This window comes from Marinobacter sp. NFXS9 (assembly GCF_040148665.1).
GTDB lineage: Bacteria > Pseudomonadota > Gammaproteobacteria > Pseudomonadales > Oleiphilaceae > Marinobacter_A > Marinobacter_A mangrovi.
In genome coordinates, this window is the sequence record NZ_JAGDDW010000002.1 from 263,117 (window position 1) to 281,169 (window position 18,053).

Sequence of the window (18,053 nt, forward strand, 5' to 3'; positions counted from 1 at the left end):
CTGATCATGTGGTGCGGCTGGCCCTCCGCCATTGGCGAACGGGGCTTCGGGGCAGGGCAATCCGGTCAACGCGGCCCGGACTGTGCCGGTATTGACGACATCGAGCCGGGCGATAGGCCTGTCACATTGTGACGATTCGGTTATCCCCCCTTTGAAATCATTCTTTTTCAGCTTACAGTTGTAAGCTGAAATTCTGAGCGTCGAGAAGAGATTCCGGAGGCATCCTTGAGTACCCAACCCACGGTCAACGTTGATGGCAGCGTGCAGGACTACCCGGTCGTCGAGGAATGGCTGAACTGGATCAGCCATGGCCTGGCGGCCCTGTGCAGTATCGCCGGCATGGTGGTGCTGATCGTACTGGCCAGCCTGGAAGCGGACCCCTGGAAAATTGTTAGCTTCAGCATTTATGGCGCCAGCATGACCCTGCTGTTCCTGGCCTCGACGCTGTACCACAGCGCCCGTCAGCCCCATCTGCGCCGCATCTTCAAGATGCTGGATCACTGCGCCATTTTCCTCTTGATTGCGGGGACCTACACACCGTTCTTGCTGGTGAATATGCGCGATGGAGCCGGCTGGCTGCTGTTCGGCATCGTCTGGGGTCTGGCGGCGGCGGGGATTACCCTGAAGCTGGTGTTTGGCCACCGTTTCAAGGCGTTGCAGATCGTGATCTATCTGCTGATGGGGTGGCTGATCGTGTTTGCCTCCACCGAGCTGGCGGCGAGCGTGAACAGCCTGGGGCTATGGCTGGTGGTGGCCGGCGGCATTACCTACACGTTGGGTGTGGTGTTCTACCTGATCAAGCAGATTCCCTACAATCACGCCATCTGGCACCTGTTTGTGGTCGGTGGCGGGGCCTGTCACTTTTTCGCCATCTATTACGGCGTCCTTTACGACAAGATTTGAGGCATCTCTGATCGTCCCATTCTGTAATCCGGAAAGTCAGGCAGGGAACGCCGATCTTCGGTAGCATACGGCTGTTCGAAAGGTCACTTAGGGACGGAGACGTTTTTGACGATCAGCGCATTACGCCTGGGTGCATGCACCGGTTTTCTGCTGTCAGGTCTGTTCTGGGCCGCCTCTGCGCTGGGCGCGGGCCAGGTCGAGGTTCGCGTCGAAGGTGATTTTCCTGCCCTCCAGGAAAACGCCAGCAACTACATCGGTAACGTCGACGGGCGTTCCGCCGAAGATCTCCGTCGCTATGTCAGCCATGCCGAGTCCCAGGTGCGTGAAGCGTTGCGGGCCTTGGGCTATTACGATCCCAGCGTCCAGTGGCAGGTGGAAGACTCCGGGGAGACGCCGCTCCTCCAGCTCACCGTCCAGCCGGGCGAACCGGTGATGATCCGCAACCGTGAGGTGCGGGTGGAGGGCGATGCGGCGTCTGATCCGGATTTCGGCAAGGGCGATCTGTCCGCGATTGCGCCGGGCAAGGTGCTCAACCACGGGGCCTATGAGGCGGTTCGCCAGCGTATCCGGAACCGGGCCCGCAAGCTGGGTTACTTCGATGGAAAATTCACCGAGCGCAAGCTCAAGGTGGATCCGGAGGCCCGCACGGCGGATATCCTGATTGTCTTTGACAGCGGACCGCGTTATCTCTTTGGTGACGTCACCTTTGAAGGCGACGGGACTTTCGAGGAGCCGCTGCTTGACGGCTTTGTCGAGATCAAGCCCGGGGATCCCTACGATGCGGACAAGATCGCCGAGCTCGACAACAATCTTTCCAACAGTGGCTATTTTGCCGGGGTGATTGTGGATGCTCGTCACGAAGAGGCAACCGACCGACGGGTTCCGATCCATGTGCGGCTGAACACCCGGGATCCTCGCTCGGTGGCCGCGGGTATCGGCTTTTCCACCGACGTGGGGCCGCGCTTCCGCGGCACCTGGACGGAGCACTGGATTAACGCCATGGGCCACCGCCGCGGAGCGGAGGCCGAACTGTCGGCGCCGCGCCAGAGTGTCAGTGCCTACTACGAATTGCCGCTCGATCCCCCCATGACCGATGCCATCCGTTTCACCACCGGGTATCAGAACGAAAACATCGAGGATGTGAAGTCCGAGCGCTTCACCTTTGGTGAGCAGTGGCGCCACCAGCTCGATAATGAGTGGATGCGGGTGCTTTCGCTTCGTTTGGAGCGTGAGAACTACACCATTGGCCAGCAGGAGCCCAACAGCAGTCAACTGCTGCTGCCGGGCATCAGTTTTTCCAAGCTGGTGGCGGATTCGCCGATGGATCCATCACGGGGGTATCGTCTGCAGCTGGATGTCACCGGGGCCCACCGACAGCTTCTTTCCGATGCGGATATTGCCCATGTGCTGGCGGTGGCCAAGGGGCTGGTGACGGTCGGCAACGGTCATCGATTTCTCGGTCGTTTACAGCTCGGGGCGGTGGCCACCAACGATTTTGACGACGTGCCGCCCTCGCTGCGCTTCTTCGCCGGTGGTGACCAGAGCGTGCGAGGTTACGGCTACCAGACCCTGTCTCCCAAGGACTCCGACGGCGACACCGTGGGCGGCCGGTATTTGATCGTGGGCAGCCTCGAATACCAGTATCCGCTGTCCGATCAATGGCGCCTGGCGACCTTTGTCGACCGGGGCAATGCCATCGATAGCCTGAACGATCCACTGGCGACCGGTGTCGGTGCCGGTATCCGCTGGGTCAGCCCGGTCGGGCCGATTCGCCTGGATCTGGCCAAGGGTCTCGACGACAATCTGGGGGGCAGCTGGCGTCTGCACTTCTCGATGGGGCCAGAGCTATGAAGCGGGTCTTGTTGTGGACAGCCGGCAGCGTGCTGGCCCTGGTTCTTCTGGCACTGTTTACCGTGTTCCTGGTATTGCGCTCGGAGACCGGCACGGCATGGCTGCTGGAGCAGGTACCCGGCCTGGACGTCTCCGGCGGGCAGGGCGCCATACTCGGGCGTTGGCAGGCCAGCCATGTCCACTGGCAGGGTTATGGCGTCAACCTGGATCTGGATCAGGTGTATCTGGACTGGTCGCCGAGCTGCCTGTTCACCGGCGTGCTGTGTATTGACCGGCTGTTGGCCGAGCGGATTGACGTGCATCTGGCTCCCAGCGAGGAGTCCAGCGATGAACCCTTCACGCTGCCGTCGATCAATCTGCCGGTCGGACTGTCGGTCGGTGATGTCCGGCTGGGGCCGTTGGCCGTGGACGACAGCACCATCTGGCAGTCGTTTACGCTGGCCGTGGACGCGTCCGGTGCGGCCTGGACCATCAAGGATTTCGGGCTGGTGACCGACGCGGTCGAGGTGAATGCCAAGGGCCGCCTGGAAACCCGCGGCGACTGGCCGCTGGATCTGGACGTGGCACTGGCTCTGCCTTCGCCGGAGCCGGACAAGGCGTGGAAGCTGGCTCTCAAGCTGGCCGGCAGCGCTCACGACCTGCGGCTGACCGGCACCAGCGAAGGCTACCTGGCAGCCCAGCTGTCCGGCCGCGCGCAGCCGTTCGAGCCCGGGCTGCCGGCGTCGCTGAAGCTCAACAGCAAACGGTTCATGCCCTGGTCGGGCTTGCCGGCCACCCTGGAACTGGACCAGTGGACGCTGGCGCTGGATGGCAATCTGGACGACGGGTTCGACGTGACCTCCTCCGCCACCTTGCCGGGCACGGAGGGTCCGGTGTCGCTGAAGCTGACCGGCAACGCGCTGACCGATCGGGCACGGGATATAGAGCTGCAGCTGGCCTTGCCGGACGCCTCGCAACGGCAGACCCGCCTGACCGGCGAGGTGCAATGGCTGGATACGCTCAGCGCCCGCGGCAAGCTCGCCATCAACCGGTTCCCCTGGTACACGCTGCTGCCGGGAGTCGAAGAGCCGCCGGTGAAGCTGCAGTCTGCAGAGGCCACGTTCAACTACGCGGACGACCGGTACAACGTGCAACTGCAGGCGGCGGCACAGGGGCCCGCCGGCGACATGACGCTGGCGACGGATGCGGAGGGTGACCTGCAGCAGGTGACTCTTTCAAACCTGCGTCTGGATACCGGCGCCGGCGGGCTGGCCGGGAAGGCGCAGGTCCAGTACGGCGATATCGTGAGCTGGGACGCGGACCTCAATCTGGACCAGTTCAATCCAGGCTTCTGGGTCGCTGAGCTTAATGGGCAGTTGAGTGGATCGGTGACCTCTACCGGCTCGATCCCGGCATCCGGTCTCCAGGCCAAGGCGGATTGGCAGCTCGATGGGACCTGGCGCCAAAACAAGCTGTCGACCCGGGGCCAGCTGGAAGGTAGCGATAGCCGTTGGAGGATGGATCCGCTGAAGCTGGTGGTGGGCGAGAACACGGTATCCGGGAGCGGTCAGTGGGCCGATCAGATCCAGGCGGATATGCAGCTGGCCCTGCCCAAACTGGACCAGCTCTGGCCGGGCCTGGCCGGACGGATCGAGGGTGAAGCGCAGGTGTCCGGCTCGCCGCAGGCGCCGTCGGGCAAAGTGACGCTCAAAGGCCGTCAGTTGGCCTGGCAGGATCTGGAGCTGGCTACCCTGGACCTCAACGGTTCGGTGCAGGATGGCAAGCAGGTGGACGCCAGCCTGACCGTCGACAAACTGCACATGGGCGAACAGGTGATTGGTGACCTGGATGTGCAGCTGAAGGGGACGGAAGAGAAACATCGCCTGACACTGGACCTCACCCATCCCGAGGCCACTGTCAGGACGGTGTTCGAAGGCGGCCTGGGCCAGCTGTGGTCCGGCGCATTGGCCGAGGCGAGCGTCAAGACGTCCGACCAGATCTGGCGTCTGGCGCAGCCTGCGGCGATCGAGTACACCGACAAGGGACGGCTGACGTTGGCGGCCCATTGCTGGCGCTGGCAGTCCAGCAGCCTGTGTGCGGACGATCAGGTGCTGCTGCCGGATCAGAGCATTCACTACCAGCTGCAGAACTTCCCGATGGAGAGCCTCGCCGCGCTGTGGCCGGATGATTTCCGCTGGCAGGCCAAAATGAATGGCGAGATTGATCTGACGATGACGGACAAAGGGCCCGATGGCTCAATCAGCCTGAATGCGGGCCCCGGCGAATTTGGCATCCAGCAGCTGGATGAATGGCGGTCCATTGGATACAACACCCTGAAACTGAACGCAAAGCTGAAGCCACGCAAAGCCGACCTGAACCTCGACTTCAGCGGCGACCAACTGGGACGCTTCACCCTGGACCTGAGCGTCGACCCCAACAGCCGCAACCGGGAGATCGAGGGGCATTACGCCCTGTCGGGCTTACAGCTGGCCATTGTTGAGCCTTTTGTGGGGCTGCAATCCATCGAGGGTCAGATTGGCGGGGAGGGGGATCTGTCGGGGCCGCTGCTCAACCCCCAGGTGAACGGCAACCTGAGCCTGCAGAACGGCAAGGTGCTGGATCCCTCGATCCCCATCCCGTTCCGGGACGTGTCGCTTGATATGGCCTTCAAGGGGCAGCGAGCTGAAGTCGATGGCAGCTGGCGCAGCAACGAACGCAGCAAGGGCAGCCTCGATGGGGACATCGATTGGCGTGGCGGCAAGCCGTCCGTTGCCCTGAACCTGAAGGGTGATCGCCTGCCGCTGGTGTATGAGCCTTATGCCCGGCTGGAACTGTCACCGGACATCCAGTTCAGCTTCAAGGACCAGAAAGTCTCGGTCAGCGGTCGGGTTGGCGTTCCCCGGGGCGACATCGAGGTGCGCGAACTGCCGCCCTCCGCGGTCTCTGTATCCGATGACGAAGTGATCGTTGGCCAGGAGAAACAGGCGTCTGCGGTTGAGGAAATCGCGATGGACGTGACCGTCGTCGTCGGTGAGGACAAGGTCACCTTCAAGGGATTCGGGGTGACGGGCAACCTCAAAGGGGAGTTGCACATCGGCAACAATCTCGATACCCGGGGCACGCTGCAGCTGGTCGACGGGACCTATAAGGCCTACGGGCAGGAACTGGAGATTCGCCGCGCCCGGCTGGTGTTTGTCGGACCGATCAGTGAACCCTATATCGACGTGGAGGCGGTGCGGACCGTCGACAACGTGGTGGCCGGGGTGCGACTGAGTGGGCCGGCTGACGAACCGGAAGCCGAGGTGTTCTCGGAGCCGTCCATGCCGCAGGCCGAGGCGCTGTCCTACGTTATTCTCGGGCGTCCGCTCCGCTCCAGTGGCGACCAGAGCCAGGTGGGGCAGGCCGCTCTCAGTCTGGGACTCGCGCAGACCAACGAGCTGACCCGGGGATTGGGCGAGGAGTTTGGCATCCGGGATCTGACGCTGGAGGCTGAAGGTTCCGGCGAGGAAGCCAGCGTGGTAGCCAGTGGTTATATCACCGACGACCTGTCCGTGCGTTATGGCGTCGGGGTGTTCGAGCCGATCACGACGGTGGCGCTGCGTTACGATCTGGGGCGCTATTTCTACCTGGAAGCCGCCAGTGGGCTGGCGGCTTCCCTGGACCTGTTCTACACCCGCGATTTCTAGTGCCAGCGGGTGGGCAGGCTTCAGTCCAATTCAAAGGTGGCGTTGACCGTCACGGTGACTTCCCGGTCGCCAACGGCGGTCACCGGGCCGCTCTTGCCGCGGGCTTCCGCCATCATCATGGGAACCGGGCGACCGCCGTAGCTGGTGGACAGCGATTTGACCTCACCACAGCTCTGGTTCAGGCGCTTGGCGATGAACTGGCACTGGGCCTTGGCATCATCAATCGCCTTGCCGAGGGCTTCCCGCTCCAGCGATTTCTCGTTGGAGTGGAAGAAGTTGCCCTCGCCGACATGGTATTCCATACCCGCGTCCTGGGCGGCCTGCAGCACCGGGTTGAGGCTGTCCAGGGCCGACAGGGTAAAGCTGACGGACTGGGCGGCCACGCTCTGGGTCTGCGGTTTGTCGCCGTCCTTTTGTGGCGGCAGGCGTTGTGTATAGAGATTCAGGGCCGCGCTGTCGTAGTCGTCCAGCTGGTTGCGGTAGGCGCTGACGTTGTCCTCCCACTGGGCGATGGTGGTCTTGACGGCCCGGGTGGCCGCCTGGGCGTCGGGATTTTCCGCCCGCGCGGTAAACTGCAGACGGATGCTATCAGGGGTATAGGACACCTTGCCTTCGCCAGTCACGTTGACTTCGCCGGCCAGAGCCAGACCCGGCGTGAATGCCAGGGCCAGCAACAGCGGGCGAGGGATGACCTTGTGGATACCGAGTTGATTGAACACCATAGATGGTTCCTTGTGTTGTCGGATCGGGGGCTTCAGGCCCCCGAAGAAGCGGATGTCCTGGGACATCGGGCGTTGTCGTTATCTGCTGTGGCCGTCAAACCGGAAGCCTTGATTCTGCCTTCCGGCACGAGTGAGAATGGACCAAAGTCAGTCTCAGAGGTTCCTTCATGCTGGTTCATGAACAGCAGGTGCGCCTCACGCGCAGAGAGCAACAGGTCCTGCTGGAGCTTACCGGCCGCGATCCGTCGGCGATCCGCACCCGCGACGATCTGCGCCGCTACGCCGAGGCCAACCTGGCCGCGGAAGAGCATGATGTCGACACGTTACGTCGGCTCAAGTCCGTCCTCAGTAAATACCTGTTGGCTCTCTGAGCTAAAGGACCGGTCCCTCACTCCGCCCCAGTCGCTGTAACTTGTATTCCCTGGCCTGCTCGACAAAACATTCGAAAATACGCCGGTGCATCGGATGATAGAGCAGGTATTCCGGATGCCACTGCACCCCCAGAAGCCATTGCCCTTCCTCGCTCTCAACCGCCTGCACGAAATAGTCGTTGTCGATCGCTACCACCCGCAACCCCTGTCCCAGCCGCTTGATCGCCTGGCTGTGGATGCGGTTGGCGCCGATGGTGGTGGCGCGCATGATCTGGCCGAGGAGGCTGTCACGCACCAGGCGGACGGTCTGCAGGGGCAGCAGCAAGGGTCGGTGTCGCGTGTTGACGCGAAGCGGTGTGACGTTCTGGCATAGGGAGCCGCCCCGGAAAACGTTGATCAACTGGGCACCTCGGCAAATACCCAGCACCGGCAAGTGCAGGCGCTGGCATTCTTCCAGCAGGTGCCAGTCGGTTGTATCGCGCATTCGGTCAAAGCGGGCGGTCACTTCCGGCTTGCGGCCGTATCGTTCCGGATGGACGTGTGTCCCCCCGGAAAGGATCAGGCCGTCGAGCAGGCTGACGTCCACCCGGGCGCCCGGGCGAATAAAGACGCTACGGGCGCCGTAAAGCGCCAGCCCCAGGCGCATCAGACGGTGTGTCAGCCGTTGTCGTGACGGTCCACTGATCCCGATGGTCAGCCCGGGTTCTGCGTAAGCCATTCGTCGCAGCGGTCCTTCCAGCTGGTGGTGAGGTTCTTGAAGCTGATCTTGCGGCTCTCACGGTAGAGCGCCATCAGTGACTGGAGCCGTTCGGCATCGGCCGCGAGGTTTTCCACCAGGACCCAGTCGTTCCAGACGGTGGAAAAGTGCCACTGCGGGTTGTCGATGTCGCAGTCCGGCAGCCGGTAGTGAAGGGTGGGACGGGCTTTGACCCTTTCATCATCGACGTATTGACGCAGCAACGCATCGTCGAGATGAGAGAACAACGGCAGCAGATCCAGGGCGCGGTTGCGTGTCGGGTTGTAGTGCAGGTAGTCCTTCATCAGCGTCGCCTGATCCGGGTTGTAGTCCGGCTGCATGATCAGGTCGACGTAGTCGGTGTCCCAGGGCTCGATGTAGGTGGTGAACTTGCGGCTGATATCCAGCTGGTGACGGGACTTTAGCCAGTCGTAGAGCGCGGCAAAGGCACGCAGGTAGGCCAGGATCGTCGCCGGTTCCAGATCGGGCAACTCCGGGTTGAGCTGCAGGCCGAAGGCATAGATCAGGGCTTCCCGGCTGCCCTCGGCACCGGCTTCACGCAGCTTGTTGCAAAGTGTCTCCATGGTTTTCAGGTCGGAGAGGGCCAGCGGCGGGCTGACGATCTCCAGGGGCACGATGCGCTCGGCGGCGGCGTCGATCACCTCCATGGCATGACTGCCCAGCTCCCGGATGGATTCGGGCAGGCGATCGTCCTGCAGGTCCAGGTCCTTGATCGGATCGGAATCCAGCTCGATGGTGAAATCGCCGAGCGGGGAGTCGAGCCGGCTCACGTACCGGGACTCCAGGCGGGGCTCTGCCTCCAGCAAACCCGCGCAGAGATTGACAAGACCGTCATAGGACAGACCGGATATCTCCACTTCGACACCGACATGGCGTTCATCGCCGTCCCGGTTGTTGCGGATGCTGGGCATCCGGATTACCTGATCCGAGCTCATGTTCTCTCCTTGTCTGAAAGCCGGACGAGGGCGTCGCAGCGTTTGCCGCACCCTCCGATCGATCGTCTACAGGCCTGCCAGGCAGGCCACTACTCGCTGTGGGTCACTCTATCACAGCCTCTCAAGCGAGTGCCGCTTAACAGACCGTCATCGCCGGTCCGAGCGTGCGACGTCCCTGGTGGCTGGCTGTTAGACTGAAGGAGACTCTGGCGAGCGGGTTACCCTGCGTCGGGAGCCGGTAGTGCGCGATCGGGACAGGATGACCCCGCACCCTATGATGACCACTGGAGTAAACATCGACATGCTCGAGCAGACCCTGAAACAGCTAATCGGCCAATACCGACCCGAGAGCCTGATCGTTGCAGGGGATACGGCAGCCCGTATCGGTCGGGTCTGGGCCGATCATGCCGGCTCGCAATTGCTGGAACTGAACGGCGAGTCTGTTACGGGCCTGTCCCGTCGGGCTGAAGTGGTCGACCTGGCGCTGGTGACCGACATGCTGGGGACGCTTTCCCATGAAGACGCCCGGCAGCTGCTGGGTTGGCTGCGCAACGCGGGTGCCCGCCGGGTTGCGGTCAGCGTGCATCCGGACGATGACTGGTCGTTCAACGATATGATCAGCCTGGCCTTCACCCGCTATGCGACTCTGGACGACGGCATCGAACTGTTTACCTACGACATCGCCACCTACAACCGACCCCGGGACTGGAACAATCCCCGTTTCTGGGCCAACCCCGAGAATTGGGGCAAATACCGCTGGTAGCCCGTCATCAAGCGGGAGCGCGCCGACCTGATCCTGTATGAAGTGGGCGTTCGGTCCTCTTTGGTGGCATTTTCAGTGCGCCGGTACCGCGTTAGAGTAAGGACGATGGAAAGAATGTGGCGCCGGCGATGCAGTGGGTCAGCATTTTGCCCGCGGCGTCACGCCGTTATCAGGAGGTGGCTATGGACGAGCAATGCATCAGGGTCCGGATCTCCGGACAAGTTCAGGGCGTCTTTTTTCGTGCCAGTACGCAGGAACAGGCACAGGCGAAAGGCCTCTCCGGGTATGCCAAGAATCTGCCGGATGGGCGTGTCGAGGTCGTTGCCTGCGGTGACGGCGATGCCCTGGATCGTCTGGTGGAGTGGCTTCACAAGGGCCCTGAGCGGGCTCGGGTGGATCACGTAGATGTTGAGGCGGTCGGCTTCCGGAGCCATCAGGGTTTCCGCATCAAATAGTTGTATTCAGGGCTTGGATCCGATTTCTGTATACCGTCTTTACACTGGATGAAATACTGTATATAGTCGTTGATACTGTATATAAAGACAGGTCAACGGCATGAAGCTGACACCAAGACAAACCCAGGTACTGGATGTGATCCGTCGGTCGATCGATGAGACGGGTTATCCCCCCACGCGTGCGGAAATCGCCCAGGAGTTGGGCTTCAAGTCCGCAAACGCCGCGGAAGAACACCTGCGGGCGCTGGCCCGCAAGGGTGCGATCGAAATGGTGCCGGGCGCCAGTCGTGGCATCCGGCTGCCGGAAGCGGAAGAAGATCCGGGCCTGCCGATTGTCGGCCAGGTCGCTGCCGGCAGTCCCATTCTCGCGCAGGAACACATCGACGACTATTGTGCCCTGCAGCCAACTTTTTTCTCCCCATCCGCCGATTACCTGCTGCGCGTTCGCGGCATGAGTATGAAGGACATCGGTATCCTCGATGGCGATTTGCTGGCGGTTCACCGGACCCAGGACGTGCATAACGGCCAGGTGGTCGTGGCCCGGGTTGGCGAGGAAGTCACGGTCAAGCGCTACAAGCGCGACGGCTCCCGTGTCTACCTGATTGCCGAGAATGAGGAATTCGACCCCATCGAGGTTGATCTCACAGAGCAGGAACTGTTTATCGAAGGCCTGGGGGTGGGTGTGATCCGTCGTTCGGATATGCACTGACCACCCGGCACGCGAGCATTCGGAGGTGTCCCATGGAGCAGCTCAGTTTTAACCCGTCACTTTCCCGTCATCCGATGCCGGTGCCTGTTGTGGAGCCGGCCCTGGAACGACAGAGTCGTCGCCAGGAGGCGGGCCGCCCGACCGGATCCGTTGATTTCGCGAGGAGCGCGTCGTCCCGCGGAGCATCGGCGCCTCAGGTGCCCCAAGGGAATGTGACGGAGATTATCCTGCCGGAAGCGCAGGTGGAAAACATGCAGTTGCTCCTGCCCATGCTGACCCAGCTCAACCAGGAGCGCCGCTGGTTGGCGTGGATTGACCCGCCCCAGGCACTGATGCAGAAGTGGCAGCAGATGCACGGTATCGTTGCCGGAGAAATCCTGGTGCTGCGTTCCAGCGATCAGCACGATGCGTCGTCACTGGCCGAGCGTGCTCTACGGGCCGGAACGTGTCATGCGGTCGTGATGTGGACCGGTGGTGTTATGGGCGCGCCGGCGTTCGAGCGCCTACAGTCGGCGTCGGCACAGGGCAACAGCCATGGCGTCGTATTGCGTCAGCGGTAAGCCCTCTTGGTTGTGGTTGCCGAGCGCAAGGGCGCGCAGGTATTTCCTGTGGTCTGCAGGGTATAGGTCAGCAGGCCATTTATCAGAACAATCGAATGACAATGAGTGACGCAAGTTCTGGTCGAGAGAGATAGGTGCTGCCTCTCAGGTTGAGCATTCTGGTCGGGCGGTCGCCAATGATCAGGAAAAATGGTTACTGAAGAGTGGTGAGATGGAGGCTGATGATCGGTGAATGGTGGCGAGCAGCCGCGCTGATCTCGCCACAATGAGGGCGGGGGCTGGAAGGGCCGACCCGGTCAGTGAAGCGTTCTGGGGGTAGCCGGTTTGGCGACCTCGGCTTCGGCGTCTTCATCATCCCAATCGATGGCATCTGCAATATTGCCCACCGCCTCGATACCGGCGGTCATCATCGCCTTGGCGACAGACAGGTCGCGATCTTCCATCATGTCCCGTGCTTCCTGGGAGAAAGAAATACGCACCAGCGGTGTCGTTTCGTCGTCCGCCCGGCGCAGGGCAAAGTCACCATCGGGAAGTTCGACAATTTCCAGAATCGATGTGGACATATAGACTGCCTTATCCTGAAGGCCATTGGCCTTTTCAAATCAGTGTGTTCGTTGTCGCTGCGTCATTGCATGGGGGAGGGTGATTGGTCACCACTCGTCATGACGCTCCACGACCATTTCCAGATACGTTTTCATGCCGCCGGCGGTTTCCTGCAGTGCCGGCAGTGCGCGATCCGGTCCGTTCTGGGCCGCAATCGCAATCATGTTTTCCTGCTCGGTTGGCGCCTTGCGCTCTGTCGGTCTCTGTTGCTCACTGAGCAACTGTTCGGTTTGCTGCCACCAGGAGCCGGGCTCCATGGCCAGGCGTCTCAGCTCTTCCACTTCGGCACGATCACCGCCAATGCTGTCTGCGAGGGCGTCCAGGCTTTGTGGTGCCTGCTGGCGCGCCTGGTAGATGTCGGCAATGACCCGCAGCAGGGCCTGGCGTGATTCGGCCAACAGGGCAATACCGCCCTGAATGCTGGCTTCCCGCTCAACGGCGTGTTCCTGCTGCTCGGCAAGCCGGAACAGGGTACTGGCCAGAAACAGCTTCTGTCTGGTAAATGACGGCCATTGTGACGCCATGTCGGAACCCCGTGACTTCATTGATCTCTGCTGGTTGTGATTCTACCAGATTGTTGCCTGTGTTTCGCTGTCGTTGTGTGTCGATGATTGGCGCCTCGCAAGCTACCAATTAACAACTTCCTACAATTCAATGCTTGTCATCCGCTCGCCAATCAGGCAAAAAGCGCGCGCATTCGAAAAATATAACGACGCGTTCGCAACACGTTCGACGAAAGGTCGTCCGTGGCGGAATGCGTCCATGCTGGTTGGAGAACGGACTATGGGGAAGCAGACGCTTGCACTGATGGCGGTGTTGTCATTGGCCGGGATGGGCAGTATCGCCCAGGCCAAGGTATCCGACGCTGAGGCCGCCCGCCTGGATCAGGACCTGACACCGGTTGGCGCCGAGCGCGCCGGAAATCCGTCAGGCACGATCCCGGCCTGGGACGGCGGGCTGTCAACGCCGCCCGCGAGTTACCAGAAGGGTAAGATCGAGACGGATCCGTTTACCGATGACAAGCCGCTGTTCGTCATTACGGCCCGCAATGCCGATCTCTACAAGGACAAGCTGACCGCCGGCCATCGAAAACTGCTGGAGCAGTACGGCTCCGATTATGTGATGCCGGTCTACCGGACCCGGCGTACGGCGGCTTACCCTGAGCGAATCTATGATCGCCTGCGTGATAACGTCGTTTCTGCAACCCTGCTGGATAACGGTAATGGCGTGCGCGATACCATTGCCACCAGCCCGTTCCCGATACCCAAGAGCGGCCTGGAAGCGATCTGGAATCACATTCTGCGCTACCGCGGGGAAGAAGTGTCCTACCGTTCCGCCTTTGCCACACCGACGGTGGATGGATCGTTCACGCCGGTGCTGACCGAGTACGACTACTTCTTCGCCTACAGCGAGCCGGGCGCTACCCTCGCGGATATCGACAACAAGATCTTCTATCTGAAGACCCGGATTATGGCGCCCTCCAGTCTGGCCGGGACACTGAATCTGGTTCACGAGACGCTGGACCAGGTGCGTTCGCCGCGTCTGGCGTGGCGTTATGAATCCGGAGAGCGTCGCCTGCGTCGGTCCCCGAACCTGGCCTATACCACGGATCTGCCCAACAGCTCGTCGCTGCGCTCGGTGGATCAGAAGGATATGTATAACGGTGCGCCCAACCAGTACGACTGGGTGCTCAAGGGCAAGCGTGAAATCTACGTGCCCTACAACGCCTATCGCCTGCATCAGCCGTCCGCGACGGCCGACAAGATCGTCCAGGCGCGCCACATCAATCAGGAACTGACCCGTTACGAGCTGCACCGGGTCTGGGTTGTGGAAGCCACCCTGCGGACCGGCATCGAGCACATTTATCATCGTCGTGTGTTCTACATCGACGAAGACAGTTGGCAGATCCTGGTGTCTGAAGAGTACGACGAGGACGGCAACCTCTGGCGGGTTTCAGAGGCTCACAACATCAGCTACTACACGGTACCGGTGTTCTGGACCACGCTGGAACTGACCTACGATCTCAAGTCCGACCGCTATTATGTGGATGGGCTCGATGATGGCCAGGGCCCGTATGATTTCCATCCGGGCTTCCGTGGCAACGAGTTCACCGCCTCTGCGGTACGTCGCTCAGCCCGCCGCTGATGGATATCGACGCCGATAAAACCCGATCCCTGTGGATCGGGTTTTTTGTTGGGACGCAAGCCTGGTGGCGTACCGGTCGGCGGCAGGCGATATCGCGGTTATACTGCGTGAATCATCCACTGAACGCCGGGAAGGGGAAGACCGAATGCCGAACGCACTGGAATCGCTGGATCGCCTGATCAACGCCTTTCGCGAAGCGCTCTCGCAGGAAGACTGGGAGACGCTGGGGCAGGTCAGCCAGTCTGTTCAGCCGACGGTTTCAGCAGCCGTTGCGGATGAGGCGAATGATCGCGGTGAACTGGGTCAGCGGCTGGAAACCCTCCAGGAATTGATGGACGACGCTGCCCGGCAGGCGACCGAATCCCGTGATACGGCGGCGAGGGAACTGCGTGGAATGAACCAGAACCGTAATGCGCTGAAGACCTATGCCAATGTCCGTGCCCGCGGGCGCCGGCCGTGATTTTTGGTAAAAAATTGCGTCATAAAATTGACTCAAACCTTTCCGGAGTCTTAACTACGCGTCAGAATTCAGGCAAACTGTGGCCTTTCCAGAGCATTGCCGAGGGGCTCCGGCATCCAATGCAGCACATCTTTCGCAGACCCGTCCCCGGGGCGATCTGACAGCTGGCTGGTCGGTGCCTTCCTGATAACCCGGAGACAAATCCCGCATGTCCAGCGAACACAATAAAATTCTGGTCCTGATTAGTAATGACGCAGTCCGTCGTGATCTGACAACGATCCTGGATTTTATCGGAGAGGTCTCTCAGGTGGTCGCCCCGGAGGCTTTGGCGAGTATTGAGGCGACCGATCTGGCCGACGCGACGTCGGTGATGGTGGACAGCGCCGAGCCGGGGCTGGTCGACCTACTCAAGCAGCTGGACGAGCGTGATCCCGGACTGCCGGTTCTGGTGGTGGGGGATCCCGACCTGACCGATGTCAGCGAGGACATCGCGAAACGGGTGATCGCCCGCATGGAATGGCCCCTCAACTACACCAAGTTTGTTGACTCCCTCTATCGCGGTCAGGTCTTTCGTGATCAGTACGCCCGATCCAAAGAGCGAGGCCAGCAGCGCAGCGTTCAGCTGTTCCGCAGCTTGGTGGGCACGAGTCGAAGTGTCCAGCATGTGCGCCAGCTGATGAGCCAGGTCGCCGATAAAGAAGTCAGCGTGCTGATCACCGGCGAATCCGGAACCGGCAAGGAAGTCGTGGCGCGTAACCTGCACTACCATTCGCCGCGCCGCGACAAGCCTTTCGTGCCCGTCAACTGCGGCGCCATTCCCGGCGAGCTACTGGAAAGTGAATTGTTCGGCCATGAGAAAGGCGCTTTCACCGGCGCGATAACCGCCCGGATCGGTCGTTTCGAGATGGCCGAAGGCGGCACCCTGTTCCTCGATGAGATCGGCGATATGCCGCTCAACATGCAGGTCAAGATCCTGCGAGTGCTGCAGGAGAAAACCTTTGAGAGGGTGGGCAGTAACCGCACCCAGAGTGCCGACGTTCGGGTCATCGCCGCCACCCACAAGAATCTCGAAGACATGATCGAGGGCGGCGATTTCCGGGAAGACCTCTACTATCGCCTCAACGTCTTTCCCATCGAGATGCCGGCCTTGCGCGAGCGTGTCGAGGACATTCCGCTGCTGGTGAACGAGCTGATCGCCCGCATGGAGAAGGAAAAGCGCGGCTCACTGCGCCTGAATTCCGCCGCCATCATGAGCCTGTGCCGCCATGACTGGCCGGGCAATGTGCGCGAACTGGCCAACTTGGTGGAGCGCCTCGCCATCATGCACCCCTACGGCGTGATCGGTGTCCAGGAGCTGCCCAAAAAATTCCGCTATGTGGACGATTTCGATGAGAATCGGCCGATGGAAGATCAGGGCATGCCGGGTGCCGTGCCGGGTCTGGTGGGGCTGGATGCGCCGGCGCTACTGCCCGTCAACGGCATCGATCTGAAAGATTACCTGGGTAATCTCGAGAAGCAGCTGATCCAACAGGCGTTGGATGAAGCCGGCGGCGTCGTGGCTCGTGCGGCGGAAAAACTGCGCATTCGGCGGACCACGCTGGTGGAAAAAGTCCGCAAATACGGCCTGCGCGAAGAGACCTCCGAAAACGCCTGAATGTCCCGGGCCGGCTGTTCGTGGCCGGCCCGAATGATTGATTCCTTCCACTGTCAAAATCCCGTTCCCGCCTTGTCTAACACCTTCATATTCCGACAAATATCTGGCATCTCCGCTTTCTGGTTTCCGGAAACTTACTGAAAAGTAAGAAAAAATAAAAACTGGCACAGCAATCGCTTGACGACCTGCAACGCTAATTATATTGCGGGCGTCGCGACCATTCGTCGTGAGCCCGCAGCCGGGAGGTCAGGCATGAGCCAGCTGCAGTTTTCCGCCAAGTCATCCGCGACGGCCGGTGGGTCCAACGCCGCCGCCGACGCCAATCAGAAGGTGACGGCGCTGTTTCCGGAAGCCACCGACGATGCTGCTGTGGATTCCGCCCTGGACCTGTTCAACCGCATGTCCCGGCAAATTACCGATTCCTACCGCACGCTGGAGTCCCGGGTGAACCAGCTGTCTGGTGAACTGACCGCTGAGACCCGACAGCGCCAGCAGGAGCTGGAAGAGAAGGAGCGCCTGGCCGACCGACTGTCCACACTGCTCTCCGTTATGCCTGCGGGCGTGGTGGTTCTCGACAGCAAGGGCGTCGTCAGCCAGTGCAACCCGGCGGCGGTGTCGCTGCTCGGCGAGCCGCTGGAAGGGGAGGCCTGGCTGGAGGTGATCCGGCGCTGTTTTGCACCGCGCCGCGACGACGGTCACGAAGTGTCGCTGCGGGATGGCCGGCGGGTCAGCATTGAAATCCGCTCCATGGAAAACGAGCCGGGCCAGTTGATCCTGCTGAACGATCTGACAGAAACCCGTCGTCTCCAGGCCCAGCTGTCCCACGCCCAGCGCCTGTCGGCCATGGGCCGGATGGTGGCGTCGCTGGCCCACCAGATCCGTACACCGCTGTCCGCCGCCATTCTGTATGGCGGGCATCTGTCCCAGCCGGACCTGGAGCCGGAGCTGCGTCAGCGTTGTGCCGATCGACTGATGTCCCGACTGACTCACCTGGAACAACAGGTCCGCGACATGCTCATTTTTGCGCGGGGCGAGACACGCCTGGCAGAACAGCTGTCGCTAGCGTCCCTGGGCGAGGCCCTGCAGGGCGCGGCCGATGCTTTGGCGTTGCGTCCGGAAACGACGCTGGAGTGGGCGCTGACACCGTCCACCGCGTCGATCCACTGCAATCGCGACGCCCTGATCGGCGCCTGTCTGAACCTGGTGAACAACAGCCTCGAAGCTGGCGCCAGTCATGTGACGGTGCGGGTCAGCGTGAACGAGGGACGAGCGGAAATCATCGTGGCCGACAATGGGCCGGGGTTTGCGCCGGAAGAGCGCGAGCAGCTGCTTGAGGCGTTCTACACCACCAAATCCCAGGGCACCGGGCTGGGTCTGGCTGTGGTCCAGGCCGTGGTGAAAGCGCACAAGGGCGAATTTGATCTGACGTCCGGGGGCTCAGGTGCGCAGGCGATTCTACGCTTGCCACTGGCCCAGGACGCGGTTTAACAACGAACTCAA

17 protein-coding genes are annotated in these 18,053 nt (G+C 61.4%); 12 read left to right on the forward strand and 5 right to left on the reverse strand.

What is annotated here, in order from left to right:
* Positions 1-225: 225 nt before the first annotated feature.
* From trhA to J3364_RS04815, 3 genes are all read left to right on the forward strand, one after another.
* Entirely contained in the window at positions 226-903 is a 678-nt protein-coding gene (gene trhA / locus J3364_RS04805) for a PAQR family membrane homeostasis protein TrhA (protein WP_203140613.1), read from the forward strand.
* A 105-nt stretch (positions 904-1,008) separates the two neighbouring features.
* Complete coding sequence (locus tag J3364_RS04810) at positions 1,009-2,754, forward strand: autotransporter assembly complex protein TamA (protein ID WP_349557195.1); 1,746 nt, start codon at positions 1,009-1,011, stop codon at positions 2,752-2,754.
* Positions 2,751-6,419, forward strand: a complete 3,669-nt coding sequence (locus tag J3364_RS04815) for a translocation/assembly module TamB domain-containing protein (protein WP_349557197.1) — start codon at positions 2,751-2,753, stop codon at positions 6,417-6,419. The genes J3364_RS04810 and J3364_RS04815 overlap by 4 nt, the downstream gene beginning before the upstream one ends.
* A gap of 20 nt (positions 6,420-6,439) precedes the next feature.
* Here the strand turns inward: J3364_RS04815 and J3364_RS04820 are convergent, their stop codons facing one another.
* A complete protein-coding gene (locus J3364_RS04820; RefSeq protein ID WP_349557199.1) occupies positions 6,440-7,141 on the reverse strand; it encodes an SIMPL domain-containing protein in 702 nt (233 codons plus the stop codon).
* Between the two features lie 167 nt (positions 7,142-7,308).
* Here J3364_RS04820 and J3364_RS04825 point away from each other — a divergent pair, with 167 nt between their 5' ends.
* Entirely contained in the window at positions 7,309-7,512 is a 204-nt protein-coding gene (locus tag J3364_RS04825; RefSeq protein ID WP_123633174.1) for a hypothetical protein, read from the forward strand.
* Between the two features lies 1 nt (position 7,513).
* Here J3364_RS04825 and J3364_RS04830 read toward each other — a convergent pair whose 3' ends face one another.
* Both J3364_RS04830 and J3364_RS04835 read right to left on the reverse strand, forming a co-directional pair.
* Positions 7,514-8,230: a gamma-glutamyl-gamma-aminobutyrate hydrolase family protein gene (locus tag J3364_RS04830; protein WP_123633176.1), complete on the reverse strand. Its 717-nt coding sequence runs from the start codon at positions 8,228-8,230 to the stop codon at positions 7,514-7,516.
* Positions 8,206-9,204, reverse strand: coding sequence for an amidoligase family protein (locus tag J3364_RS04835; protein ID WP_349557201.1), 999 nt, complete (start codon positions 9,202-9,204; stop codon positions 8,206-8,208). The genes J3364_RS04830 and J3364_RS04835 overlap by 25 nt, the downstream gene beginning before the upstream one ends.
* A gap of 274 nt (positions 9,205-9,478) precedes the next feature.
* On the opposite strand from J3364_RS04835, the gene J3364_RS04840 reads away from it, so the two are divergent.
* The 4 genes from J3364_RS04840 to J3364_RS04855 all read left to right on the forward strand — a co-directional run bounded on the left by J3364_RS04840 (position 9,479) and on the right by J3364_RS04855 (position 11,691).
* Positions 9,479-9,967 carry a DUF6231 family protein gene (locus tag J3364_RS04840; RefSeq protein WP_349557203.1) on the forward strand — a complete coding sequence of 163 codons (489 nt, stop codon included), beginning with the start codon at positions 9,479-9,481 and terminating at the stop codon, positions 9,965-9,967.
* 182 nt (positions 9,968-10,149) lie between these two features.
* Entirely contained in the window at positions 10,150-10,422 is a 273-nt protein-coding gene (locus tag J3364_RS04845) for an acylphosphatase (RefSeq protein WP_123633181.1), read from the forward strand.
* Positions 10,423-10,522: 100 nt separating this feature from the next.
* Positions 10,523-11,131 carry a transcriptional repressor LexA gene (lexA, locus tag J3364_RS04850; protein WP_123633183.1) on the forward strand — a complete coding sequence of 203 codons (609 nt, stop codon included), beginning with the start codon at positions 10,523-10,525 and terminating at the stop codon, positions 11,129-11,131.
* Positions 11,132-11,163: 32 nt separating this feature from the next.
* Positions 11,164-11,691 carry a cell division inhibitor SulA gene (locus J3364_RS04855; protein ID WP_349557206.1) on the forward strand — a complete coding sequence of 176 codons (528 nt, stop codon included), beginning with the start codon at positions 11,164-11,166 and terminating at the stop codon, positions 11,689-11,691.
* A 296-nt stretch (positions 11,692-11,987) separates the two neighbouring features.
* Here the strand turns inward: J3364_RS04855 and J3364_RS04860 are convergent, their stop codons facing one another.
* Entirely contained in the window at positions 11,988-12,254 is a 267-nt protein-coding gene (locus J3364_RS04860) for a hypothetical protein (RefSeq protein WP_349557208.1), read from the reverse strand.
* Between the two features lie 87 nt (positions 12,255-12,341).
* The gene (locus J3364_RS04865; RefSeq protein ID WP_349557210.1) at positions 12,342-12,818 is read right to left on the reverse strand and encodes a DUF6586 family protein; all 477 of its coding nucleotides are present in this window, start codon (positions 12,816-12,818) and stop codon (positions 12,342-12,344) included.
* 259 nt (positions 12,819-13,077) lie between these two features.
* Between J3364_RS04865 and J3364_RS04870 the strand changes: the two genes are divergently transcribed.
* From J3364_RS04870 to J3364_RS04885, 4 genes are all read left to right on the forward strand, one after another.
* Positions 13,078-14,439, forward strand: a complete 1,362-nt coding sequence (locus J3364_RS04870; RefSeq protein WP_349557212.1) for a DUF1329 domain-containing protein — start codon at positions 13,078-13,080, stop codon at positions 14,437-14,439.
* 145 nt (positions 14,440-14,584) lie between these two features.
* Positions 14,585-14,899: an SOS cell division inhibitor gene (locus J3364_RS04875; RefSeq protein WP_349557214.1), complete on the forward strand. Its 315-nt coding sequence runs from the start codon at positions 14,585-14,587 to the stop codon at positions 14,897-14,899.
* Between the two features lie 208 nt (positions 14,900-15,107).
* Positions 15,108-16,553 (forward strand): sigma-54 dependent transcriptional regulator, encoded by a 1,446-nt coding sequence (locus J3364_RS04880; RefSeq protein ID WP_131477912.1) that lies wholly within the window; start codon positions 15,108-15,110, stop codon positions 16,551-16,553.
* A gap of 252 nt (positions 16,554-16,805) precedes the next feature.
* Positions 16,806-18,041, forward strand: a complete 1,236-nt coding sequence (locus J3364_RS04885) for a sensor histidine kinase (protein WP_349557216.1) — start codon at positions 16,806-16,808, stop codon at positions 18,039-18,041.
* Positions 18,042-18,053: the final 12 nt, after the last annotated feature.